The 22,957-nt window shown below is 45.8% G+C and carries 23 protein-coding genes; 3 read left to right on the top strand and 20 right to left on the bottom strand.

Annotated elements, in window-relative coordinates:
- Nucleotides 1-23: 23 nt before the first annotated feature.
- From GJR95_RS33275 to GJR95_RS33240, 8 genes are all read right to left on the bottom strand, one after another.
- On the bottom strand, nucleotides 24-1,199 hold the full coding sequence (locus GJR95_RS33275; RefSeq protein WP_162389963.1) for an acyltransferase family protein: 1,176 nt from the start codon (nucleotides 1,197-1,199) through the stop codon (nucleotides 24-26).
- 702 nt (nucleotides 1,200-1,901) lie between these two features.
- Complete coding sequence (locus tag GJR95_RS33270; protein ID WP_162389962.1) at nucleotides 1,902-2,705, bottom strand: LytR/AlgR family response regulator transcription factor; 804 nt, start codon at nucleotides 2,703-2,705, stop codon at nucleotides 1,902-1,904.
- A 4-nt stretch (nucleotides 2,706-2,709) separates the two neighbouring features.
- Nucleotides 2,710-5,739, bottom strand: a complete 3,030-nt coding sequence (locus GJR95_RS33265; RefSeq protein WP_162389961.1) for a histidine kinase — start codon at nucleotides 5,737-5,739, stop codon at nucleotides 2,710-2,712.
- 165 nt (nucleotides 5,740-5,904) lie between these two features.
- Entirely contained in the window at nucleotides 5,905-6,222 is a 318-nt protein-coding gene (locus GJR95_RS33260) for a hypothetical protein (protein WP_162389960.1), read from the bottom strand.
- A gap of 8 nt (nucleotides 6,223-6,230) precedes the next feature.
- On the bottom strand, nucleotides 6,231-6,848 hold the full coding sequence (locus GJR95_RS33255) for a hypothetical protein (protein WP_162389959.1): 618 nt from the start codon (nucleotides 6,846-6,848) through the stop codon (nucleotides 6,231-6,233).
- 273 nt (nucleotides 6,849-7,121) lie between these two features.
- Nucleotides 7,122-7,856 carry an SDR family oxidoreductase gene (locus GJR95_RS33250; protein ID WP_174260246.1) on the bottom strand — a complete coding sequence of 245 codons (735 nt, stop codon included), beginning with the start codon at nucleotides 7,854-7,856 and terminating at the stop codon, nucleotides 7,122-7,124.
- Nucleotides 7,857-7,917: 61 nt separating this feature from the next.
- Nucleotides 7,918-8,769: an SDR family NAD(P)-dependent oxidoreductase gene (locus GJR95_RS33245; protein WP_232540940.1), complete on the bottom strand. Its 852-nt coding sequence runs from the start codon at nucleotides 8,767-8,769 to the stop codon at nucleotides 7,918-7,920.
- A gap of 69 nt (nucleotides 8,770-8,838) precedes the next feature.
- Nucleotides 8,839-9,741: an AraC family transcriptional regulator gene (locus GJR95_RS33240; RefSeq protein WP_162389958.1), complete on the bottom strand. Its 903-nt coding sequence runs from the start codon at nucleotides 9,739-9,741 to the stop codon at nucleotides 8,839-8,841.
- Nucleotides 9,742-10,023: 282 nt separating this feature from the next.
- Between GJR95_RS33240 and GJR95_RS33235 the strand changes: the two genes are divergently transcribed.
- Together GJR95_RS33235 and GJR95_RS33230 are read left to right on the top strand one after the other, a co-directional pair.
- Nucleotides 10,024-10,620: a TetR/AcrR family transcriptional regulator gene (locus tag GJR95_RS33235; RefSeq protein ID WP_162389957.1), complete on the top strand. Its 597-nt coding sequence runs from the start codon at nucleotides 10,024-10,026 to the stop codon at nucleotides 10,618-10,620.
- A gap of 13 nt (nucleotides 10,621-10,633) precedes the next feature.
- Nucleotides 10,634-11,776, top strand: coding sequence for an FAD-dependent oxidoreductase (locus tag GJR95_RS33230; protein ID WP_162389956.1), 1,143 nt, complete (start codon nucleotides 10,634-10,636; stop codon nucleotides 11,774-11,776).
- An 88-nt stretch (nucleotides 11,777-11,864) separates the two neighbouring features.
- Here the strand turns inward: GJR95_RS33230 and GJR95_RS33225 are convergent, their stop codons facing one another.
- The 12 genes from GJR95_RS33225 to apaG form a co-directional block, all read right to left on the bottom strand.
- Nucleotides 11,865-12,359 (bottom strand): hypothetical protein, encoded by a 495-nt coding sequence (locus GJR95_RS33225; protein WP_162389955.1) that lies wholly within the window; start codon nucleotides 12,357-12,359, stop codon nucleotides 11,865-11,867.
- A 57-nt stretch (nucleotides 12,360-12,416) separates the two neighbouring features.
- Entirely contained in the window at nucleotides 12,417-13,181 is a 765-nt protein-coding gene (locus tag GJR95_RS33220) for a leucine-rich repeat domain-containing protein (RefSeq protein WP_162389954.1), read from the bottom strand.
- 13 nt (nucleotides 13,182-13,194) lie between these two features.
- Nucleotides 13,195-14,352 carry a hypothetical protein gene (locus tag GJR95_RS33215; RefSeq protein WP_162389953.1) on the bottom strand — a complete coding sequence of 386 codons (1,158 nt, stop codon included), beginning with the start codon at nucleotides 14,350-14,352 and terminating at the stop codon, nucleotides 13,195-13,197.
- 55 nt (nucleotides 14,353-14,407) lie between these two features.
- Nucleotides 14,408-14,905 (bottom strand): YbjN domain-containing protein, encoded by a 498-nt coding sequence (locus GJR95_RS33210; RefSeq protein WP_162389952.1) that lies wholly within the window; start codon nucleotides 14,903-14,905, stop codon nucleotides 14,408-14,410.
- Nucleotides 14,906-15,159: 254 nt separating this feature from the next.
- A complete protein-coding gene (locus tag GJR95_RS33205; protein ID WP_162389951.1) occupies nucleotides 15,160-15,420 on the bottom strand; it encodes a hypothetical protein in 261 nt (86 codons plus the stop codon).
- Between the two features lie 41 nt (nucleotides 15,421-15,461).
- Nucleotides 15,462-17,003: a TPM domain-containing protein gene (locus GJR95_RS33200; protein ID WP_162389950.1), complete on the bottom strand. Its 1,542-nt coding sequence runs from the start codon at nucleotides 17,001-17,003 to the stop codon at nucleotides 15,462-15,464.
- Nucleotides 17,004-17,009: 6 nt separating this feature from the next.
- A complete protein-coding gene (locus tag GJR95_RS33195; protein WP_162389949.1) occupies nucleotides 17,010-17,867 on the bottom strand; it encodes a DKNYY domain-containing protein in 858 nt (285 codons plus the stop codon).
- A gap of 11 nt (nucleotides 17,868-17,878) precedes the next feature.
- On the bottom strand, nucleotides 17,879-18,766 hold the full coding sequence (locus GJR95_RS33190; RefSeq protein WP_162389948.1) for a hypothetical protein: 888 nt from the start codon (nucleotides 18,764-18,766) through the stop codon (nucleotides 17,879-17,881).
- 19 nt (nucleotides 18,767-18,785) lie between these two features.
- Nucleotides 18,786-18,980 carry a hypothetical protein gene (locus GJR95_RS33185; protein ID WP_162389947.1) on the bottom strand — a complete coding sequence of 65 codons (195 nt, stop codon included), beginning with the start codon at nucleotides 18,978-18,980 and terminating at the stop codon, nucleotides 18,786-18,788.
- Nucleotides 18,981-19,287: 307 nt separating this feature from the next.
- Nucleotides 19,288-20,649 carry a monooxygenase gene (locus GJR95_RS33180; RefSeq protein WP_162389946.1) on the bottom strand — a complete coding sequence of 454 codons (1,362 nt, stop codon included), beginning with the start codon at nucleotides 20,647-20,649 and terminating at the stop codon, nucleotides 19,288-19,290.
- Nucleotides 20,650-20,829: 180 nt separating this feature from the next.
- Nucleotides 20,830-21,609 carry an O-methyltransferase gene (locus GJR95_RS33175; protein WP_162389945.1) on the bottom strand — a complete coding sequence of 260 codons (780 nt, stop codon included), beginning with the start codon at nucleotides 21,607-21,609 and terminating at the stop codon, nucleotides 20,830-20,832.
- 97 nt (nucleotides 21,610-21,706) lie between these two features.
- The gene (apaG, locus tag GJR95_RS33170) at nucleotides 21,707-22,093 is read right to left on the bottom strand and encodes a Co2+/Mg2+ efflux protein ApaG (RefSeq protein ID WP_162389944.1); all 387 of its coding nucleotides are present in this window, start codon (nucleotides 22,091-22,093) and stop codon (nucleotides 21,707-21,709) included.
- 143 nt (nucleotides 22,094-22,236) lie between these two features.
- Here apaG and ung point away from each other — a divergent pair, with 143 nt between their 5' ends.
- Nucleotides 22,237-22,902, top strand: coding sequence for a uracil-DNA glycosylase (gene ung / locus GJR95_RS33165; RefSeq protein ID WP_162389943.1), 666 nt, complete (start codon nucleotides 22,237-22,239; stop codon nucleotides 22,900-22,902).
- Nucleotides 22,903-22,957: the final 55 nt, after the last annotated feature.

The following is a 22,957-nucleotide window of genomic DNA, read 5'->3' as shown; positions in this document are numbered from 1 at the left end:
CCTAAATCAATAAAAGGTAGCTTTTATGAAAATTTGAGTGTCTGGTTGGTCAGTTGTCTGGATTTTAGTTTTCTATTCAGATAGCTACGGGCTGGAAGTTCTACAAACCGGTACGATAGGGCCGATACGCCCAGCACAATAGCGACAAAAACGATGCAGGTAATTGGTCCTGCAAGGCCGTACACAAGCGGTTTAGCCGGGGCAGATGGGGCTGGCGGATTAATAAGTTGTATGGTCAGAAACGAAAACAGAATGGGCATGTGTACCATATAAATCGAGTATGACCAATCGCCAAGACGTTGGAACGGGCGGGTTTGCAACAACTTCGACACGCGCCCGGTGTTATAGCAGGCACCTAAAATCAGTAAGGGAAAAAACCAGATTGTCAGCGTATCAGATAACTGTAGATGATAGCTTATGGCCAGTCCAATACCCAACGCGACAAATACCCAACTCCGGCGCAACCAGTACAGGCCCGACTGCTGATTATAAGCATGATAAGTAATCATACCAAGCAAAAAGCCCGTAAAACAGCGCAGAAAACTCATTGGGAAGGTGATGTTGTCAAGCGTATTGGGTAGCAACCAAAGCCAGGGCTTGTAGGGCTGACCAGCCTGAATTGACTTTGTCAAATAGTAGTATAACCCCAATACCACGAGCAACAGAGCGAATCTGCCCATTGAAGGCAACCGCCGGAAGCCGAGCATCAGTATTGGAAATAGCAAATAGAGTAGCCATTCGCTGCCAATAGACCACGATGGAGTATTCCATGTTGCTGACCGAACGGTATTAAAGCCATGTAGCATTAACACATGCATTGGAATAGCTGATGCGTCAAAGACCCCCTGAGCAATAGGGTCTAAAACGACATGATACCCCTGAGTGAGCAGTAAATAAAGCCCAATTACCCAGAGGAGCGTTAAAATGTGGAGCGGATAAATTCGGGCAAACCGGGCTGCCATATAGCGCCGAAACGATACGGCCAACACCCGATCTTCAAACCAGCTTCCATATACATACGTTATAATGAAGCCACTCAGAATGAAGAAAAAGTCTACGAATAAATACCAACGGCGGTGTAATTGAGTGATGGCAGGATTAATAATTGGCAACACAAGCATATTGAAATGGAAAACTACCATTAAAAGGGCAGCTATCCCGCGCAAAGGCGTAAGGGTAGTCAGGTATGCACGTTTCATGGGTAAAAAGATAGAAGGGTTTGAGGAAGTTACTGATACGGAGCAAATAAATTAACATTACCATAGGTGGTTTACACCTGTATACCTTCAATCAGTTGAGTTACTACATAGCATAGTCAATACGCGAAGTCAAATTTCTTTGGTATGCCGAAAGTGAGCAGTATCGTGTTCGGAATAAAACTAAGATGAAGCCCAAAGATGATGATATAAACCATTCCCCATAGGGCAATTTGTGGGTTTTTTCATTGGTAATCAAGGGTTTAGTTCTGACTTGTAAGATAGGAATTCAATGTATCTTCACAAACTAAACCCATTAAGCGTACATTATTTCGTACAAAGCCCCACTGTGTCTAAACCTGGCCCTGTCACCTGCCACAACTCAGGCGTTTGTACCATTGACCGAAAGTTGGAGGTTGAGACAACTTATTGGTTTTTCATTCAACATCGGCAAGGGCGTAAAGCCGCGACACTAAAATAGCTCTGATTATCAGAGCTATTTTAGTGTCGCAATACTTCCTGCTGCAGCTTTTTGATCAACAAAAACAAGAAAATAGTTTACTAATTGCCAATACATTTTCTTAATTTTAGCCTAATAAAGGCAGTATATATTGACATGATAATTGGTAAGCGTGTGGGAACGGGTATTCTGCCTATTTCTTCAATGACGATAAGCTGCTATAGCGCACCCGCTCATTTTCTGTTTTACCGTAGCTTACCCGAATTCACGTAAAAATCAGAGAGTAACGACAGGAATTCATCTTTCCGGCGACGCGATACTTCTATTTCGGTATTATCACTCATCCAGACCTGTCCGCCGTCGCCTTTTACGTATCGTTTGATGTGTTCGAGATTAATGATATTTGACTGGTGTACCCGAAAAAAGTAATAGTTATCCAGAATTTCTTCGTACTCTTTCAACAAGCGTGACACAACAATAGCCGGGCCTTTGGTCAGGTGAAATTTGGTGTACGACCCCAGCGATTCACACTGGATAATATCGGTCATCTGCACAAAGTGAATGCCTTCAGCAGTAGGTAGAGCAATGCGCTGGTTGTCATTTTTTTTCCGCTGAATCAACCGAAGACTTTGTGGAATGTCGAGGTGTTCCTGTAAAATCTGAAGCTGTTGAGGATTTACGCTTGCCACCTGCGATTTCGACTTTTCGACGGCAGCCTGTAACTCTTCAGGATCAATCGGCTTGAGCAGGTAATCGATCGCACTGAACCGAAACGCCCGAATGGCATATTCCTGATAAGCGGTCGTGAAAATCACGCCAAAATCTACTTTTTCGAAACTCGACAGCAAATCGAAGCCCGTTTTGCCTGGCATCTGAATATCAAGAAAAACCAGGTCGGGGTGTTCTTTCTTAATCAGTTCGATGCCCAGATCAGCATTTTTAGCTTCGCCACAAATTTCCACCTCCGGGCAGAGAATCTGTAGCAGATTGGTCAGGGCCTCACGGGCATTTGTTTCGTCGTCAATAATCGCAGCGCGTAGGCGTTTCATGGTCTTATACTTTTTCGATAGGAATCGTCATTTGTACCCTCGTTCCTGCCGGGTTGTTGTTATCATCAAACAAATCGATCATCTCTATTTTGGCTTCACTGTCTTTCCGACGAAGTGATTCAAAAATTCCTTTTGTCATTTCCTGCCCGCGCGAAATATGGCCTTCTGTCCGGGGTGCAAACTCGCGTCCTACACCGTTGTCTTCAATAATACAAACAATGTGATTCTGATGAACCCGAGCCGTAATTTTCAGTTTCTTTTCTCCTTCTTTCGGCATCAGGCCGTGCCAGATGGCATTCTCGACATAGGGTTGAAGCAGCATCGGTGGCAGGAGTGCATCCTGAAGCACATCATTCTCTTCAATATCGAACGAATAGCTGAATTCGTGGTTGAAGCGAAACGATTCGATTTCGACGTACATGCGTAAGGTGTCGATAATTTTCTCGAAGTGAAGATACTGGTGGTTCGAATTCTCCATAATCCGGCGCACCAATTTAGAGAACTTCGATAGGTATTTAGCGCCTTCGACACCGCGATTTGTAAGCAGATAATTCTGGACTGAATTGAGCGAATTAAACAGAAAATGCGGATTCATCTGCGATTGCAGGGCTTTCAGTCGCCACTCCGCAATTTCCAGATCCAGCTGGTTCCGTTCGGCAAGCGTATTGACACGCCAGCGCATCATGCCAACAATCAGGGCGGCAATGGACAATCCAATAAGCGTCCTAAAAAACCAGGTACTTGTAAAATAAGGTTTTACCATTAATCGGATAACCAGCGGTTTATCGCTCTTTATACCCGAATTGTTGCTGCTTCTTACGCGTAATGTATACGATTTAGCGGGCAAATTTGTAAAGGAAACCGTATGCTGATTACCCATCTCGACCCAGTTGGGTTCAAAGCCTTCTAACTGGTAACTATACAGGTTTTGGGAAGTAGGCTCGAAATTCAGTGTCGTAAAGTTGAACGTTAGTAGATTTTCGTCGGGTTGAAGAACAATCTCTTCCGTGAGGTCCTGATGGAGCATTTTACCCTTCACCTCAACCGAACTGATGGCTATCTTTGGGGTCGTTATCTGCCTGTTTAACTGGTTAATATTTAGAATATTGATGGCATTGGTATGCCCCAGAAACAATTCATTTGCCGGGCTATAGAAGAACCCGACCGGCGCATTACTGAACAATCCCTCAATGGTGGTGAGGTAACGGATAGCATGGGTTTTGGGATTGGCTATGTGGATTCCTTCATTGGTGCTAAACCAGAGATTCCTGTCAGGTGCTTCCGCAATATTAGAGCAGTAGGTGTCGATCAGTGCATCGGTCTTAAATTCGAACGTGGTTAAAATCTTACCTTTAGCCGATATTTTCGATACACCTCCCCAACTGGAAATCAGAATAGATCCATCCGTGGTTCGTCGCATACCATTGATGCAATCGCCACCGATGCGTATTCCTTTATTGTCCGGCAGTTTATCGATGTTGATAAATTGGCTCTGTTTTTCGTCGAAAAAGAATAGACCACGCGAGCAGGTAGCCACCCAGATACGTCCATCAATACCTTCCAGAACACCTTTTACGTAGGTGAGATTTAACAATTTACCAGCCTCTTTGTCAGACCAGAGTTTGATTTCCTGATTCGTGAGGGGATCTATTACTTTCAGACCTTCGTTCAGGTTAGCAATCCAGAGACGTCCTTTTCGGTCGAGTAAACCATCTCGAAAGTCAGTGTTCTTAAACAGACGAGCTGTCGGCTCCCAGAGCGAAAAACGGCCATTCGTTTTATCGCCCACAAAAACCCCTTTATCCGTAAAGGCAAAAGGGCGACCCTGAATCCACCGAATCTGCTGCGTAAATGCATCAGTGGGATACGGCAATAACTGAAATTGATTGGCGGCTGGCTTCCACGATAGTACACCCGAATGCGATAAACCCAGCAGATAGTTGCCAGTGGCGGGTGCTGGTGAAATACTCGTTACCTGAACAGGCAATCGCACAACGTTGTGAGGGATCGCTACGGTTCGAATACCGATGTTCCGATAGCGGTACTTATAGACTCCACCGCTGGTGGCAATCCATAGAATACCGTTGACTTTGTCGTCGTACATATCTTTGACCTGAATACCGCTGTTATAAAATTCAGGCAAGTGATACAGTTCGTTCCGGTCAGGATAAAAAACGCTTATGCCATCATTGGTACCAACGAATAGTATTTTGCGGCCATTTTCATCCTGCGACTCCTGCACACAGACGACGTTATTGTGCTCAAAGCCTGCTTTTCTAATACTAAACGATTGATTTTCAGTAGAAAATCGAACTAACCCATATTCATAACCACCAATCCAAAGGTTACCCGCGGCATCGGCAGAGGCTTTGCACAAGCGGATTGGCACTCGGTTCCGGGGTAAACTGGCTTCTTTCCCAAGCACACAGATGAGCTTGTCGTGCCGACGGTCATAGCGATACAGACCAAGCTCTGAAACGATCCATAATGTATGCCCGGCATCTTCAAAAAAGCTGGCATACTGATACACATCCCCGCCCGACACCGTATGTGAAAACGTGTAGCGACGCAGTTTTCCGGTCGCCGGATCGTACCGTTGTACAGACGTATAGTCGCACACCCAGACCTGATCGAACGAATCAACCATACCCTGTTCGTGCAAATCATTGCTGGGGTCGGCATCATCATAATCGTTTTTCACCAGGGTCGTTACGGTCAGTGTTTTTGCATCGATTTTGCAAAGCCCCCTGGTATCGTTAGACGTATAGATATCACCCTTCGAGTCGGTCGATACGCCAGAGCAATAACCCAGTTTGAGGCTATCCAGGCGAAGGAAATTATAGCCATCGTATCGGCATATGTTACGGCCTGTACCTATCCATAAAAAGCCTTGTTTGTCTTTCGTTAAACACCATACATCATTGGATGGAAGCCCTTCTTTGGTTGTCAGGTGATCGATGGTTAGCGTAGGCATTTGGGCATCGGTTTCCCAACAGGCAGAAAAAACCAGCAGAAAAACCAATAAATACCTCATAAAATGGTGTTTTGCGAGCAAATTACAATAAAGCGATTTAGCTTCTCCCAACCCGATACGAAAGCTAATGGTCTGGCATGTGTACCCACTCATACCAGACCATCTTTATTCAGTCAATAGTAACGTATAAAATGCTCTGCCACCGCCCATAGCTCTTTCATCGTATTAATTGGTATGGTAGATACCCTTGAAAGCGGCTGATCTTTCTTTTTTCACCGATGTAGTCACTATATTCATTGCTTTTCCGCTCAATGGCTTTATCACAACACGATTTTGGTCAGTATCCGGTATCGATCTGGTGTTCCGATAGGAATCCTCTACCAAATTACCTGCCAGTTGCAGATACAGTTGAAACGGAAACATTTTAGGCTGAACAGGTGCCACACGCTGAATGGAGGTCGTGTATCTCCGTTGCCGGTCGACCAGTTTGGTTCCTATTACGAATAAGCTAATCAGTACCAGATAAGGAAATAATGCTTTCATAACTGGTATTATCGCTCGAAGATTTGGACGAGTTTAGATAAGGTGCTGTAGGTTCGGAGTGCTTTTGTGGTACTGTTTCTAGCATCGTCAAGCACTACATTACCATGTTCGTCGGTTACGTATTCGTATATCGTACCCTCATGCGCATAAACCCTGTATTTTCGCAGGAATATCCAGCACAGAGTACCAATCAGGAACAGAAGTCCAGGGAATATCAACAGATAAATAGTATCATGAATCTGACGTTGGTAGGTGCTTGTTAAATAAAACGTGTCAGACACCGGGCTATACAGAATTGGAGCCGGTTCACCTTCCCGTACAGCCGCGAATTCCTCTACGGAAATTCCACCTGTTCTGGTACGCATGACTACTTTACCTGCCTGATCGGTAAACCGAATATCGAGGCTATTGGCCGATTTTTTCAGTACGATTGCCTGGGTTTCAATACCCGTTTGCTGAACGCATTTCAGGTCAACATAATCAATATACCACCAATAGCAGACGGCAGCTCCCACGAAGAAAAAGAGTGAGAAAAGGCGAAATCCCAGCGTGTTATACTTCCGCAGAACGAAGTAGTAATACGCCATCAGGAAAGCTCCCACAGCAAGTGTTTGAAGCGTAGTCATGGTAATTTAGAGGATTTAAATCGAGTCTGTTGGATGAACCAAACTTAATTGAATCATCGACCCTCTACAGCATGACTCTATATCTGGTGGGGCGCTACTAAAAAGTGGTAGGTTTTGCTTTATAGGCGGTTGTCGCTGGTTTCGGAAAGGTGAAGAATACTTGCCTATTTTAGTTACCCGGCTTTATACTGCTACCATACAACGTGCCCCATAGACGCTAAAGCAGAGTTTTAGCGTCTATGGGGCACCACTGTTCAGTCTAAAAATTGGCGGCTAATTCACGGTTTTCCCAAGCGGCCTCAACATGACATCATTTACGGTAATATTGCCCGGCTGACTAAGCGCATAGACCACTGCATTAACGATGGCTTCTGAATCCATTTTGGGGATGCCATCCAGATTGCCATAAAGGGCACGAACTTTGGGGCTGGTGATATCATGTCCCAGTTCGGTAGCTACAGTACCCGGATAGATCGTCGTCACTTTAATTTTCTCGCCGACTTCTTTGCGTAACGTTTCCATAATGGCCCGAACGGCAAATTTGGTACAGCTATAGACTCCACCACTTGGAAATGTATTTAAACCGCCCATCGATGAAGTAGCCAGAATATGCCCGTCTCCCCTTTCCAGCATATGCGGCAGAACAGCATTAATGCCATATAACACGCCTTTAATATTGATATCAATCATGCGCTCCCATTCGGATACCTGCCCTTCCTCAAAGAACGAGAGCGGCATAATACCAGCGTTATTCCATAACACGTCTACCTGCCCAAACCTGCCGATTGCCTGCTGAATGAGGTTATCCATATCGCCCTGTTTGCTAACGTCGGTTCGTACATACATGGCATTATCACCAATTTCATTGATCAGGACTTTCAACTGATCTTCTCTTCGTGCGGCCAATACTACTTTAGCACCAAGCTGGCCGAGTTTTCGGGCTGTAGACGCGCCCATGCCACTACTGGCACCGGTGATAACGATCACTTTGTTTTTAATAGCTTCCATGATAGTATGAGTATGGCAATAAGTCAGAATAAGCAAGGTTAAACAGTGCCCGTCGATCTGCTTATTTGTCTAGATTAGTTGATAACGTGATGTGTTTCCAGGATTCAATTTCTGCCGTTTCTGCCTTACGCGCTTCGGTTAAGATCTGGTAAGCATCCGGCCCCATCAATAAGTGTACAGGTGGATTTTGCGCTTCGGTGAGTTTAACCAATGCAGCTACCAATTTATCGGGATCGCCCGGCTGGTTACCGTTTATCTGGCGCATAGCCGTTTCCAGTACGTCACTATTGTATCCCTCGATCCTGTTTTGGGCCACCATAAACGTACCCTTATCCAGAAAACTGGTTCTGAACAATCCGGGGGCAACAACGGTCACTTTTACGCCAAACGGCTTGACCTCTTCTGCCAATGCTTCAGAAAGGCCAATCACGGCAAATTTTGCTGCATTATAACTTGCCGCATTTCCATTACCCGTATACCCGGCAATGGAGGAGATGTTGATGATATGCCCTGATTGCTGCTTTCTTAGGTAAGGCATTGCCGCCCTGATCACGTTAAACGTCCCGAAAACATTGACTTCCATTGATTGGCGGAACTCCTGTGCGGTCAACGCTTCAACACTTCCCAATATAAAATACCCCGCATTGTTGACGATCACATCCAGACGGCCAAACGAGGAAATTGTCTGGTTTATAGCTTCATCGACACTTTCCTCGTTTGTGATGTCTACTGTCAGCGGCAACAAATTTTCCGAGTGATCAGGTATCTGTTGTTCGATGTCGGCGGCATTTCTGGACGTAGCGGCTACCTTGTTCCCGTTTAGCAACAATAATTTAACCAGCGCAAGGCCAAAGCCTTTAGATGCCCCGGTAACAAACCAGACTTTTCCAATAGTCAAATTTTCCTGTACCATACTTCTGTTTTTTATGGTACAAAATTAGATTCCGTCAGGATGTAAAAATTATGCCAATCAAATACATACTTATGAAATAGCGATAACTTCCCGGCGGAAATGGTTGGGGGTTTGTCCCGTCTGCTTTTTGAAGAATATATTGAAATTAGACGCATGCTCAAAACCCAGACAATAGCCTATTTCGGCAATATCCCAACTGGTGTGCAGCAATAAGGCTTTCGCTTCTTTGATTAACTTTTCGGCCAGATGTTCCGTCGTTGTTTTACCCGTGGTTTCCTTTAAGGCGCGGTTCAGGTGATTGGTATGAATGGCCAGTTGACCAGCAAATTCGCTGGCATTTTTAAGCCGAACAGTATGCTGCGGTGAAGTGATCGGAAACTGCCTGTCCAGCAGGTCTAAAAACAAGGCGCTAATTCGGGCTGAAGAACTACCGGGCAGTTTTTCTTTTTCAAGCGGTTCAATCTTAAGTGCTTCATGCATGATGATTTGCACATAACTGCGTAACAAATCATACTTGTTTATGTAGGACGACTGCATTTCAGTAATCATTTGCTCAAAAATTCCAGCCAGAAACTGCATGGATTTTTGATCAGGAACCAATACGTGATTACCACTGACTTTAAACAAAGGAGATTTTGACAGGCTATCGGCCTTTAGGTGATGCGTAATAAAGTCTTCCGTAAATAAACAGGAGTACCCTTTATCATTGGTCGACAAAGGCTCCCAGGAGTAAGGTATCATCGGATTAAAAAAAGCGATGACATTATCTTTAATATAAAAGCTCTTATCGGCATAAGATAGAACTCCTTCTGCCCTGGTTACTAACGATATTTTATAAAAGTCCCTTCGGGTATGCGGTAATGGAGTTGTGCCGTGAATGTCTTCCGTTTTGTAAATAGCAAACTGCCCTGGCTCAGAATGATCTCTGGTCAGACGCTGATGAAAATCGTTGGCGGTTTCTTTTTGCTCCATCACACAAAGTTATGTGATTCAAACAGTACATTTTACAACGACCGGCAATTTGTATACTTCTTTTTACAGTTAAGATTGCCTGGCTCATGGAAGAAGTCAGGCCAACGAACCTGGCTTTCGCATAAGCACATGCCGCCGTTTACTACCGACAAACACACCCGTTGGCAATCCGTAAAATAGGCGTTCGTAAAAAATAGAATGAATATTTTGATTAGTAAATAAACGTTTACTTACTTTGTATCATCATTTATTCTTCTCACTTAAAAAGGAAGTATGTGCATCATGAGGCCTAAAAATCTAGAAAAGGAAGAAGCGATCCGAAGCATAGCCCTTCAAATAATCGCAGAAGAAGGTCTGGAAAATCTTAGTATGCAGAAACTGGCGAAAGCTGCCAATGTATCGCCACGCACGATCTATATAAAATACGATAGCAAGGAAGATTTTCTGGTTAAGCTGTTCATCGATGAGGTATTAGGGGCTTATGAAAAAGCAGTGCTGGAAACCTTTCGCTCCGACATGGATTTTCCGGAGGGCGTAAAAACGATCTGGCTGAACACATTCCGGTATTTGACAGGGAACAGACACCATTTTGCCCTGATCCAGCATGGCAAAGCATCTCCTTTGCTGAATAAAGCCTACCAGAAAGCAAACATCAGACAAGGGCACTTTTTCGCACCCATACACCACTTCCTGGAACGCCATATTGCAACCGGTGCCATCCGGAATTTTCCATTTGATGTACACCGGGCATTGTTGTTTTCGCCCCTTTTTGACTTAGCAAGTGAGTATTTTGATTACCGGGAAAGACCCCACCAAATCATAACCGAAGAACTGGTTTTAACCTGTTGCGATGTGATGATAAAAGGCATGTTGAACTGAAAAAACAAGAACAATGAACTTACTTAACAATAAGAAAATAGCTATTGTGGGCGGAGGCCCAGGCGGATTAACGCTCGCAAGACTGTTGCAAATGAGCGGTGTAGATGTCCATGTGTATGAACGGGATAGGCATAAAGATGCCCGGCCAAAAGGAGCCACCCTGGATTTACATGAGGAGTCGGGGCTGGCGGCCCTGTACGAAGCCGGGCTGATGGAAGCGTTTAAAGCCAATTATCGACCGGGAGCAGACAAGCTGCGCATCGTTGATAAAAACGCAACTATTCTGTTTGACGACGATGCGAACGGTAAGGAAGAAACAGCCAGGCCCGAAATTGATCGCGGCCCGTTACAGACAATTTTACTCGATTCCCTGCAACCCAACACTGTTGTCTGGAATAGCCATTTTGTAGCGCTTTCACCGCAAAGTGATTCCTGGAAACTGGACTTTAAAAACGGCACGTCTGTGATTGCCGATGTAGTCATTGCAGCAGACGGGGCAAACTCAAAGATTCGTCCATACATTACCGCCATCAAGCCTTTCTATTCTGGGGTTACAGGCATAGAAGGCACCGTATATCAGTCTGAAACGGCAAGCCCAAAGGTGCATGAACTGTTGAATGGGGGGAAAATATTTGCGATGAGTGACGAGAAAAGTTTGATCGTAAGCTCAAAGGGTGATGGCAGTCTGGTGTTTTATACTGGCTGCAAAACCGATGAATACTGGAGTCAAGAAAGTGGAATCGATTTCTCAGATAAGGCGCAGGTACTTGCCTGGTTCAAAGCCACCTATTCGGGCTGGGATAGCGTTTGGGAAGAGTTGGTTAACAATGCGACGGCTCCTTTTATACCTCGTCCCTTTTATTGCATGCCTTTAGATCAGACCTGGGAAGCGTTACCAAACCTGACTATACTGGGTGATGCTGCCCACCTCATGCCCCCCTATGCCGGTGAAGGCGTAAATATGGCCATGCTCGACGCGCTGGAGCTCAGTAAATGCCTCACCAGCAACGATTTTCCTGACGTACAATCAGCCATTGCCGCCTATGAAAAACAGATGCGCACAAGAGCCTCTGAAACGGCATTAGCTACACTGGAATCAACTGCTGCGTTGCATTCGCCAGAAGCCATCTCCTTTCTTATTGATATCGTCGCTTAAGCTAACTTCAGCTTGCATAAAGCCCGTCTAAATCTCTATTCTTGCGTTTTGACGAGCTACTTTTTCTGTCATTCCGACGCTACCGGGCTTAAAGTGCCGGACTTTCCCGCAAATCCAGTATGTGCACCCAGAACCGAATGTCGGTACTGCTCTGCATCTGAAAAATGAGCCAGAAAATACCGTACCAGACCACGATAGGCATCAATCCACTGATCACGATATTTAGATCTCCAGTCTTAAAAAACTCGCTAACACTAAAGAAAAGAAACAACGCTAGCGGAAACGCAAACAATAGAAAAGCCACAATCAGAACTGGACTGGGGCTCAAACTGAGCGAAAGTAATGTTTTGCCCTTACTGCTTTTATACATGCCCTCTATACTCGGGGCAAAACTCTGTTTTTTGATTTTACTACTCACTTTCCGCACCGAAAAACTGTAGGTCGTAAAATCGCCGTAGTAAGGTTTATGGCTATAAAAGCTAAATCCGGTAATGACATGTTCGCTTAAATAGCACCGGATCTGGTCGGGAGTTAGTTCAGTCTGGTAGTTAATCTGGCGGTAGGGCAACAGCGTAGTTCGCATGAACAGAAACGGTAGCGATAAAAAGCGAGTCCGACAGTGAGGGTACAATACGGCTAATCAGTGCATTGGATTTCCCGTAAAATCGGTACTGACAATTTCTCTGAATTGCTCAAGCCCATCGGTTGATTTGAGTTGGTTATTCTTCGCAAATAGCCATTGAACGTTGGGACAACCGCGTAGCGTTTTCAAATCGACAATCTGATTGTCAGACACATCAAGTCGGCCTAGCTTCTCGGATTGCAGGCCACTCATATCGAACAGATGACAGTTTTTAAGGTATAGGTCGCCTAGTGCGGGTAGCTTTGAAAAAAGAGCCAGGTCAGAAATCCGATGATCCGACAGGTTGAGGGCAGTTACGCGCCCTTTCTGCACACAAATCTCAAAACGATTCGAAGGATTAGCCGATTGAGCGATGTGCCAGTGCTCGGTAAAAACAGCGTTCTGCAAGCCCATACCTGCCCCATTCGCGAGTTGCTCGACAGCAGCTTTCTCGGCAGGGTCAAGCCTTGAAAAATCATAATCATACTGTCCCGGCGCTGCTCTGCCATGTCCGGCTTCCATAAAGAAAGCGGTGGCATACAACCCTAAACCAAATGCACAAAATCCCAGCGACAACAAGGCAGTAATTTTATGATCACCGAAGCCTTTGAATGCCCACCAGGTTGCCAACAGGTATAGGAGGAAGCAGACTAACAGCATCGGTATGCTTAACCAATCGGGTATTTTTTTCAGGAACGAATTGGGATCCGTCAGGCCCACGGTAAACGAATAACCCAAAAAGCATGTAAGTGCAAATGAGAGCAATAAACTGCGAATGGCCATGAGGTATGCCTGCTTATACGTGAAACCAATATAATACACCTGCTTTTAGCACATAGACGGATCCATTGGCAGATTGCAGATAAAAGTCGTTTGATAGAGCCAGCGGGTAAATCCACTTGAAGCGAGCGATTTTGCCGCCAATTTTCAGGTCGAAATAAAACAGAAATTCGTCGAATGAATTTCCGCCCCACATCAGGTCGCCGTATTTTGCGGTTATCCCCTCAGTCAGTTGTAATACGCTCGTTCTATCGGTTACTGCCTGGCCTTCTGACAGGGAGAAGCGGCCATCCGACAACGAAACATCGGAATTGTTTCGATCGATGGTTACCCTGGTGTTCACATCGTATGGATGGAATTTGACGCCAGCCTTTTGTATAATTGCTTCGTCCAGCGTAAACGCAGTTGTGCTACCATCGGCAAACTTGGTAAAAACATAGGACGCATAGTTATCAGGACTCCGGTATGCAAAAGACAATTTACCAGACCTGATGCGTGCCAGAGCGTAAGCCTCATAATAGGCCTTATGCCGATCAGGTTCAAACTGAGTTCTCAGGTCCGACCGGGCTTTTCGAATGGCCTCCCAATAAGCATCCGCGTTGGTTTTGTTGCCTTTCAGCACTGCCAATGTTATCGAATCGGTTTCCTGAATATCAAATTGCTGGCCAATCTCTTTCTGCTTCAGTCGGAACCACGCCTGACTTTCCCGGTCCACCCTTGCCCAATCGTTGTTTTTTTGATCATCAGGATAGTTCCCTGTCCAGAACGCACGGACTTTATCAACGACCTTAAACGCATCCAGATCAATACGATAAAACAGGCCCGAAAACTCCCATAGTAGCAAATTCGGTTGCAACAGGGCCAATTCCATTTGTTGAATGCTCATCTCACCAAACGGGAGCTGGCGCAACCGATGACCCGCCTGATCGAATTCAACCAGTGTGTGTTGCGCAAACACGCCCGTTGAGGCAGTCAGAACAATCGCGTAGATTTTCGTTTTATCCGCCGAGAAGATAAAGTTACGAACCATCGTATCCGGCAATGAATCGACCCGAATGCTGGCATTATCGACTTGCGGTAAAAGCGGTATGTCGGGGTGCGTATCGGTACGCATGAAACAACCCGATAAGGACCAGGAAAGCAGGCTTACGCAAAGAAGGGTGGTATAGTTCATCTGAATTCACCGAAAGCCAGCAACTTTTTTATGGCCATAAGTCTTCTTGCTGCGCCTAGTTCGACCAGTTTGGGAACTGCTCTTTCAGCTGATCATCCAACTCGTCGGCCCACAATTCCAGATCAACAATGCAGGTTGTTAGTTCCTGATAATCCATTCCCCGAATGTCGCGCTCATAGGTTGCATACACGGTTTGTGTCTTGGGAGCAATGCACAACTTCACACCCAGGCGCAGATCGTTCAGTTCGAGCAGGTGCCGATAGAAACTCAGCAGGTTATTGGTCGGAATTTCGAGCAGAGGAGAGAAAATTCGCAGGTAATCGCGTCGGCTACCGTTTGGAAAATTGATGGTTTGAATGAATACTTCAATCGTAGCCGAGCCATTTTTCCAGAGCCAGTTGCTGTTTTTGGGATTGTAGGTGCTCTCTTTGGTCAACCCAATAGACTCGACATAGTGCTGAATCATGGTCGTCACACGATTGTACTGTTCATTGTAAGCAGCAGCCTGTACATCATCCGGTCTGGCCGGAGTCGGGTTTTTAATTGGTTCCATTTGATTGAGGTAGTTTTAGAATGATTCGTTTGAACAGGTCAAAACTACTACACCAGCAGAGGCCCAATAAGACAACTCTATGCCAAGTTGGTTTGGCTTTACAATTGGTATAAACTGCCTTAAAAGTGGTTATTTGTTACCCAGCAGCAGGTAGAGTTTGCACCGTCTTGTCAGGAACTCTTGTCTTCTGGGCTTCTCGCAGGAACTGGTCGCAAGTTTGTCAACGCGGTAAGTCATCGGCTCGTGAATTGCCGCTAATCTTTAGTATCCACGTTAGCCAGTAAGTATTGTTGGATAATCCAGTCTTCAGCAGCCTGTTGCGAAACCCCACCCAGGCCCTGAACGTAGGCTTTATTAAAATTAGGTTCAGCTTTCAAAAAAACATGATAACCTGCCCCCTGAAACCAGCCCGCTTCCAATGGCGATTTCTCCAGAATAGCTTGTCGTTCGGCTTCAGTAAGTCGCTCAATTTGCCGTCGAAGTCGACGGTTTTTGCTGTATTTTTCCCAAAGCATAAGTCTGTAAGTCGCGGCTGACCTGCTTTACGTTCATCGGATTACCACGAACTACCCGAACCACCGCCCCCTGAGCTGCCGCCCCCCCAACTACTGCTGGACGAACTACTACTGGATGAACTGCCCGACGACCCTCCCCATGAACTGCTGCTACCCGACGAAGAATATGTAGTGGATGAATGTGAAGTGGAGGGTTTACTTTGTCGGATAACCGCAATGGTGTACTGTTCTTCGCGATGGTGGCCACAAGCCTGGCATTGATAATCATGGCTCCCTCTTCCTTCGCGTTCAGTGGTCGCTTCCGTCACGATGCGGTTGCCTGTCAAGGACATGGCTCTCGACCCGCATTTGTTGCAGTTCTGATAGACTTTATCGTTCAGGTTTTCGTAGGCAATAGCCTGCGTGATGTTGTGGGATTCGTTGCGCCAAACATCATAGTCAACGCTACCCAGCCGCTGTTCGGTTCTCTGGTAATCAGTCAGAAAATCACCTTTCCGGGTATTATCCACTTTAGTAAGCATGTATCCTTCCGCCGATTGACGGCTATGATTTCGAATCGCGTCCAACGCCCGGTTATCCTCGCGTTTAAACCACCCGAACGGAATAGGAAATAACAGAACAGGACCCCAGCCGTTGAGTCGCGCGGCTTTGTATCGCACATAACGCGCTGACTCGGCCATGGTGCCAAAGAGTTTCTGAAACGCATTTTTTCGACGTTGCCGACGTTCCCACACGACTGCTCCTGTGTAGGCATACATAACGAGGAGAATTTGCCAGCCATGCAGCGACAAAGGTGCCCGAAGCTTTACAACCATGAATCCTACGCATACCGGCAGAAGGACATACAGCAGAAAAACTCGGGGAAATCGCCATTTCGATTGCGAAATTGTTTCGTCGATTTTGTCGACAATGGGATTCGATTTTCTGAAGAAGAATGATAGTAGTCGAAATATGAACAAAGCAGGAATTAACAACAGGAACAAGACGAAAATGGCCGAATTCTCTAGTGGCTGTCCTGCTCGGTACGTAGATTTTGACTTGTCATAAACTTCCTTTGCAGCTTCGGGTTCACTGATCAGGCGGGCAATCTCGTTAACACCGGCAATCATGGCCCCGTCGAAATCGCCGACTTTAGCCAGCGGAATCATTTTCCGGGTCTGAATCCGGCTACAAATGGCATCGGGCAGGACACCTTCCAAACCATAGCCGGTTTCCATCTCGATCCGATGCTGGTCTTTCACCAGCAACACCAACAGGCCATTATTTTTCTTCTGATAGCCCAAACCCCATTTCCTGAACAGCGCCGTAGCAAAGTCTTTGGGTATGCCTTCCCCAATGGAGTTAAGGCACACAACCGCTACCTGCGCCGTTGTGGAGTCTTCCAGCTTTCCCAGCACCAGATTAATCTGACTTACGGCCTCATTTGACAGGATATGATCCGGATTGCTGACATACTGTGCGCTCCGGCTTTGCTTCGGATTGGGTACGGTTTCAGGCGTATAGGTTTGTGCAATTCCTGGCGTAATACCTCCACACGCAAGCAGCAGGAAAAGGACTATTAACTGGATAAATTTCTGGCTCATACCCATTTAATTTTGATTTGTAGCGCCGTAACCCGACGAATACGTTCTATGCTTATCTCTGGCCTGAAGATAAGTTGTTTCTTCAAATGTGGCTGGATCGGCTCCTTTAACGGCATAATTACTGAAATAGACCCGTTCCTTGTCTTTGGCATAGTATTTTCCAATGCTTGAAAAGGTAGCGAGGTCAACTGCTTCAATTGGACTCCAGTAAAGGTCTTTACCCAGCACCAGCCCCCAGGCCGTGTGTTTATCACTAAAATTGAAGTCCGAGACTTTTCGGAATGTTGCGCCATCTACGCCCTCGATCGGCCGATCCTGAAAATAAACCCGTCGGCGGTCATGCGTCAGGTAGCTGCCATTAAACATCGGAACAAAGACAAACGTAGAGGGGTCGGCCCCTTCAATTATAAATGTGTCTTTATAAACCCGATACCGATCGCGGGCATAGGGAATCCCTTCGGCCGATATATGAACAGGCGTCTCATTGGGATTAGGGACAAAGGAGAAATGTGTTCCATCGTTGCTGATTCGCTCATCCCGGGAGTAGCCATTGTGTTTGTCTCTGGAATAGGCACTTGCCAGATACTCAAACGTAGCGGGGTCAGCATCCGGAATAATTTTCCCGATGTAGAACGCATGGTTTTTATCTTTTCCATACTCGTCATTGATTACCGTAAATGACTCAGCATCAGCCGAATCGACAATCGATCGGGTAGCTGGCCAGCCCCTATACATGACCACCTCGCCTTTTTCTATTCGATAGCCTCTGCGTGAGCTTTCGCCACAACCGACGACCAGCAACCCGATAAGTGTAAAAGCAATTGACGCAAAAGGAGCGAATACTTTTTTGAGTAGAAAATTCATAGTGAGCGGCATTAATAGCGGCTACGAGTTTGTAGTTTTGGCGTTTGACCAAGCGCCTGTTCGTGTTGCGGTCTACTGGTGCGAAGAACTGGATGATCCGTTGATTCGGTCGTCAAGGGCGAAGAAACGTTGCGCTCAACCTGAAGGATACTGTCCATTTTTTCCAGACTGACACCCTGCTCTTCTACTGGCTTTACTTCTGCCCTGGTTAGTCGATTTGTTTTTAGCCAGTTCAGGTAATAGGCAAAGTGTTGCGCGTCATGATAGGTTTGCCAGATAATCACGAAACTGCCATCCTGCGTTTCTTCGATCCGAATGGGTGTTTCGGTATCAAGAACAAAAAAACGTTTGAATTTCTGCCGGAAGGGAAGCCCTGACGTATCCATTTTTGCGCGGGCCATCTGTTTAAATTCCTCACTAACAACGCTGGGGCCGAACGAAATGGCCAGGTAATGCGAGAATGTAGTAACGTGAGACTTCCCCGTCGAGACCATAGACGAGGTCATTCCCTGCCACCAGTTGAACTGAACCACTTCGCCCGATTGGGTAGTTAGTGTTCCTTCCGCACAGGAATAATAAGGACTGCCAAGCAGTTCGGACACTTGGTCCGGAACAACGGTTGCTTTATAAATTTGATTGCTACTGAAAAACTGCTGAAGGCTGCTGTCTTCTTTTTTGCGAAAGACAACCAGCGATGCAATGAAGCTGGGAATAAATAATAATGTTGAACTGGTACCACCGAAAATCAGCATAACCGCCATCAGCCCGACCCAGCAACCAACCGCAACCCGAATTGCCAGCGACGGTGAGACTTTCCGGCCAATCAGGTACGTCATCAGAAAAAAGACGGCATAAATTCCGCCGAAGAAAATGCTTTTATAGACGATGTCCTGGTTCATGAAAGTCGATAGTCAAGCCTTAAAAAAAGATCAGCGTAAGCAGAATAATTAACGTTATGACAACCAGTGCAATCCAGTCAAACCCTCGTTCCAGGAAACGCTTTGATCCTTCTTTGATCGATTTTACTACGTCTTTTTTTATAAAATGCTCGCCCCGATCCATACCCGTTTCTTTTGGTGTTGATATTGATAACTCATTATAAAGTTGAGTCAAAAATTCAGACAGATTTAGTCGGATTGATAAGTGGATGGAACGGCGTAAAAACCGGTAGAATTGGCTTGATATATGGCCCGGCTTTTTTGAGTAGGTTTAGGAGTATCGACTAGAGTCGTGCCACGGTTTGTGTGCGGGAATAGTGAACCGTGGCACGACTCTAGTCGATACTCCTACGGTTGTGTTTCTGAAGAAACGATTTTACCCTATACACAGAACTGCGAAGTTTAGTCGAAGCATCCTATGTTTCGACTAAACTTCGCAGTTTTGTGTACTAACCCAATCAGAATCTCATGGTTCTGAACGCTTATTCAAAATAATACCCGAAAATTATACCCATCTCATCTTCGCTGGTCAGGCCAAAACGGACAAGCTTGGCGGTGGTATTATTGTACGTTATTTCAGACATTAGCCCTTCTCCTTTTTGCAACGAAATGGGTGTCTGGAAGGTAACAATATCAGGGTGTTCCCAGTCGGTCGATGTATAAATGACTTCACCATCGCGGCTCCCACCTTTGATTTTAATGACAAACTTTTCGCCCAGTTTGTGCATATGCGAAGTTAAAGTCAGGACTTTGCGTGGCTTATCAAAAAGAAAAGACTTCGAGATCGTAACCCGGGTATTGGCTGGAATAGTAAGATTCGAGTTTCCCAGATCGAGCGTCTGAACCAGTTGCTGTACTTTAGATTTGTCTACTGTGTATAGATTGATCTGCGCTTCGCCCTTCATCACCGACGTGGTTTTATTGACAAAGTGTGAATTAAGATCAAGCGAAGTGCCCGCCGGAATCAACAATGCTGCCCCTTCTGGAAACTTATAATCCTGGTATTGAGCCTGCGACCCCGCCAGATACACATGGTTCGACATGGATAGCGTTGTGAGCAGATTCAGTGAATTATCGGCATTTCGCAGATCACGAATGTCGTTCATGTTCGGCAGAATCGTATTATCCCGAAAATTATAGGCAACAAAGTGGTGGCTGCCACTCCGCATTTTGGTTTCGTACCGGTTTACGTATATATCCTGTGTATTGCCAACCACCCGACGGGTAAATAATTCACGTTCAAAATTCGGCTGAATATCAAACGCGGGAACGGCCATTTGAATACCGGTACCCGTTGCTGGTACCGGCAGGGGCTCATAAGCCGTTCCAGATACGGTTTTATCATCTAATAGGGTGGGATCAGCGATACTACCCGTCTTGGGTGCACCGGCATCAATCCACCGCCGAACATATTCAATCTGTCCATCAGAGAGTGGTGGGCTACCCAATGGCATGGGATTACCATATTGTTTGCCTGTATGGTGGCTAGCCGTAGGGGTCAGTTTATGGTACAAAAGGCTCTCCAACGATGCGAACGCTTTTACACGCTTTAAGCCGTCTGCTTTAGCCGCACTATTTTTCGGATCGACACCTACCAGATTTTCATAAGCTACGCCGGCTGCTAACACCAGACCATGCTGCACAAAATCAGCGTCTTTTTCAGATGAATGGCAACCCGATGTGGCACAGGATGGTGTCAGAATTTTTTGCTGAATTAAATCGAAGGAAGCAACGGCCATTGGGTCCTCCGTACCATTAGTAGAATTCTGACAGGAAACCGAATTTAACAATATACTAACAATAAATATACTAATTCCAAAACGGATAAAATTCAAGGATTTCATATAGCAGTAATCAGCCAGAGGTATACTGAAAATTAACTATATTATCTCATCTTCCGGCGCATAATTTATTTCAAGGACTATTAAAACTAGCGACTATATTCGGCGGGCCCTAGACGCAAAGCTGTGCCACGGTTTGCTGAGATGTAGTGAACCGTGGCACAACTTTGCGTCTAGGGCCCGCTAAAACCTTAGTATGAAATCCTGACGCGGCTGCTCTTTTCTAAAAAATACCAAGCCCACCCAGAATAAGTCGACCGATACGCTTACTGAGGAATGTGCTTTAATAGTTGCCCACGCCTGTTCCATTTCGGCAGACCAGTGAATATCGTCGAATACAAATACCGTATCGTTGTGGATCTTCGTCAGGCATGTTTCAAAATAGCGAATTGTCGGTTCGTAGCGATGATTGGCATCAAAAAAAACAAAGTCGAGTGGTGTCGATTTTTCCACCTGGATAGGCAATGTTTCGTCGATATTCCCGACTACGATGTCTACATTTTGAATGCCCAGCTCATCAAAATTCCGGCGGGCAACAGCCGCCGTCTCCGGACACCCTTCAAATGTCAGAATGCGTCCATTTTGTGGTTTGGCAGCCTGGGCCAGATAAACCGTCGTGACCCCAAGTGATGTACCTAAATCCAGAATAGTTTTTGCGTCGAACCGGCGAATGAGCCGAAACAGCAATCGACCGAACCGGGCTGGTTTCTGGGAGTTTCGGGCAATATCCCGAATGCTTCGCTGTTGGGAGGCATTTACTTTCGAACCCGCTCCGAAGTCCGTTATATGAATCAGCTGGCGATTTTGACGAAGCTTACTTTGTAATGCCCGAATAGGTTTAAAAACAGGCTCAGAACGATTGCCCGCCCGAATGACACGAGTATAAAGCGTAAACAGAAAGGGCGAGTGAAGAGAATGCTCGTCGCGAGCGCGAGCGAGGTAGCGTAAATAAGCAAACAACATAGGAAATGGATAATGTAGAATATAAAATGAATAGTTCCGTCATACGACAGTTATTCATTGAGAACCGCCCACGGGGTTCATTATCCATTATGGCTCATTAATTCAATTTATAGGGTACAATCATCGTGAACTCCGGAATGGCTACACGAACCTGTTTCCCATCAATAATGCGTTCAACGAGGTAAGTACCAGCCATTTTGCCCATACTTGAGCGGAGATTACAGCCCGATACATACTGATGAACTTCTCCGGGTTCCAGTACGGGTTGTAAACCAACCACGCCTTCCCCTTCAACCTCACGGACGGTGCCGTTGGAATCATAGATTGTCCAATGCCGTCTGAGCAACTGAATGGTATAGTCGCTGGCATTTTCGATCGTAATCCGGTAAGTGAACACGTAATGCGCCTGGAGTGGACTGGAGTAATCGGATTGATACTCTGTCTTCACACTTACCTTTACGCCTTCTGTGACTGACGATACCATAAATTTAGTGTCGTTTGCAACCTTAAAACGAAAATTAAGTTGATTAGTTTTGATACGCAAGAACAGTCTTGAAAAAATTTTCAAAGAGTGGCTCTCGGCGTTTTTAGGCCTATAATGCCGAATCACCCTTATCAGTTCCCTACATGAACGTATCTATTGCAGAATCATGGCAAACAAGGCTACAGTCCGAATTTGATAAGCCTTATTTTACCGCATTAGCGGAATTTCTGCGGCAGGAGTACAGCACCCAGCGTGTTTATCCGCCCGGTCGGCTGATGTTCAATGCTTTCAATTCGTGCAGTTTTGACGATACACGCGTTGTCATTCTCGGCCAGGACCCCTACCACGGTGAAGGGCAAGCCAATGGACTCGCGTTTTCGGTTGCCGATGGCATCAGTAAGCCGCCCTCTCTGGTCAATATTTTTAAAGAAATTCAGGATGATCTGGGCAAACCAGTTCCTAAATCGGGAAATCTCGAACGCTGGGCTCACCAGGGTGTAATGTTACTCAACTCGACGCTTACCGTACGGGCGGGTCAGGCAGGTTCACACCAGGGCAAAGGCTGGGAAACGTTTACGGATGCTGTGATCAAACTGATCTCCGATGAGAAGCAACATGTCGTTTTTATGCTTTGGGGAGCTTACGCTCAAAAGAAAGGCGCTGTCATCGATGGCAAAAAACACCTGGTTCTGAAAGCAAAACATCCATCACCGATGGCTGCTCAATGGGGTGGCTGGTTCGGTACCAAGCATTTCAGTCAAGCCAATAGCTACCTGGAGAGTAAAGGTCTACCGCCAATCGACTGGTAGTTTTTAGTAGGCAGTTTACAGTCCTCAGTAGGCAGTATTTAGTCAATAGTCATTT

Origin of the sequence: Spirosoma endbachense, from assembly GCF_010233585.1 — a bacterium.
Classification (GTDB): domain Bacteria; phylum Bacteroidota; class Bacteroidia; order Cytophagales; family Spirosomataceae; genus Spirosoma; species Spirosoma endbachense.
Note: the sequence above shows the minus strand (reverse complement) of the source record. Positions and strands in the feature narration are given on the sequence as shown.

Bases quoted from the DNA above. Each gene is read 5' to 3' on its own strand.
- GJR95_RS33275 (WP_162389963.1), bottom strand. From the start codon at position 1,199: ATGAAACGTGCATACCTGACTACCCTTACGCCTTTGCGCGGGATAGCT.
- GJR95_RS33270 (WP_162389962.1), bottom strand. From the start codon at position 2,705: ATGAAACGCCTACGCGCTGCGATTATTGACGACGAAACAAATGCCCGT.
- GJR95_RS33265 (WP_162389961.1), bottom strand. From the start codon at position 5,739: ATGAGGTATTTATTGGTTTTTCTGCTGGTTTTTTCTGCCTGTTGGGAA.
- GJR95_RS33260 (WP_162389960.1), bottom strand. From the start codon at position 6,222: ATGAAAGCATTATTTCCTTATCTGGTACTGATTAGCTTATTCGTAATA.
- GJR95_RS33255 (WP_162389959.1), bottom strand. From the start codon at position 6,848: ATGACTACGCTTCAAACACTTGCTGTGGGAGCTTTCCTGATGGCGTAT.
- GJR95_RS33250 (WP_174260246.1), bottom strand. From the start codon at position 7,856: ATGGAAGCTATTAAAAACAAAGTGATCGTTATCACCGGTGCCAGTAGT.
- GJR95_RS33245 (WP_232540940.1), bottom strand. From the start codon at position 8,769: ATGGTACAGGAAAATTTGACTATTGGAAAAGTCTGGTTTGTTACCGGG.
- GJR95_RS33240 (WP_162389958.1), bottom strand. From the start codon at position 9,741: ATGGAGCAAAAAGAAACCGCCAACGATTTTCATCAGCGTCTGACCAGA.
- GJR95_RS33235 (WP_162389957.1), top strand. From the start codon at position 10,024: ATGAGGCCTAAAAATCTAGAAAAGGAAGAAGCGATCCGAAGCATAGCC.
- GJR95_RS33230 (WP_162389956.1), top strand. From the start codon at position 10,634: ATGAACTTACTTAACAATAAGAAAATAGCTATTGTGGGCGGAGGCCCA.
- GJR95_RS33225 (WP_162389955.1), bottom strand. From the start codon at position 12,359: ATGCGAACTACGCTGTTGCCCTACCGCCAGATTAACTACCAGACTGAA.
- GJR95_RS33220 (WP_162389954.1), bottom strand. From the start codon at position 13,181: ATGGCCATTCGCAGTTTATTGCTCTCATTTGCACTTACATGCTTTTTG.
- GJR95_RS33215 (WP_162389953.1), bottom strand. From the start codon at position 14,352: ATGAACTATACCACCCTTCTTTGCGTAAGCCTGCTTTCCTGGTCCTTA.
- GJR95_RS33210 (WP_162389952.1), bottom strand. From the start codon at position 14,905: ATGGAACCAATTAAAAACCCGACTCCGGCCAGACCGGATGATGTACAG.
- GJR95_RS33205 (WP_162389951.1), bottom strand. From the start codon at position 15,420: ATGCTTTGGGAAAAATACAGCAAAAACCGTCGACTTCGACGGCAAATT.
- GJR95_RS33200 (WP_162389950.1), bottom strand. From the start codon at position 17,003: ATGAGCCAGAAATTTATCCAGTTAATAGTCCTTTTCCTGCTGCTTGCG.
- GJR95_RS33195 (WP_162389949.1), bottom strand. From the start codon at position 17,867: ATGAATTTTCTACTCAAAAAAGTATTCGCTCCTTTTGCGTCAATTGCT.
- GJR95_RS33190 (WP_162389948.1), bottom strand. From the start codon at position 18,766: ATGAACCAGGACATCGTCTATAAAAGCATTTTCTTCGGCGGAATTTAT.
- GJR95_RS33180 (WP_162389946.1), bottom strand. From the start codon at position 20,649: ATGAAATCCTTGAATTTTATCCGTTTTGGAATTAGTATATTTATTGTT.
- GJR95_RS33175 (WP_162389945.1), bottom strand. From the start codon at position 21,609: ATGTTGTTTGCTTATTTACGCTACCTCGCTCGCGCTCGCGACGAGCAT.
- apaG (WP_162389944.1), bottom strand. From the start codon at position 22,093: ATGGTATCGTCAGTCACAGAAGGCGTAAAGGTAAGTGTGAAGACAGAG.
- ung (WP_162389943.1), top strand. From the start codon at position 22,237: ATGAACGTATCTATTGCAGAATCATGGCAAACAAGGCTACAGTCCGAA.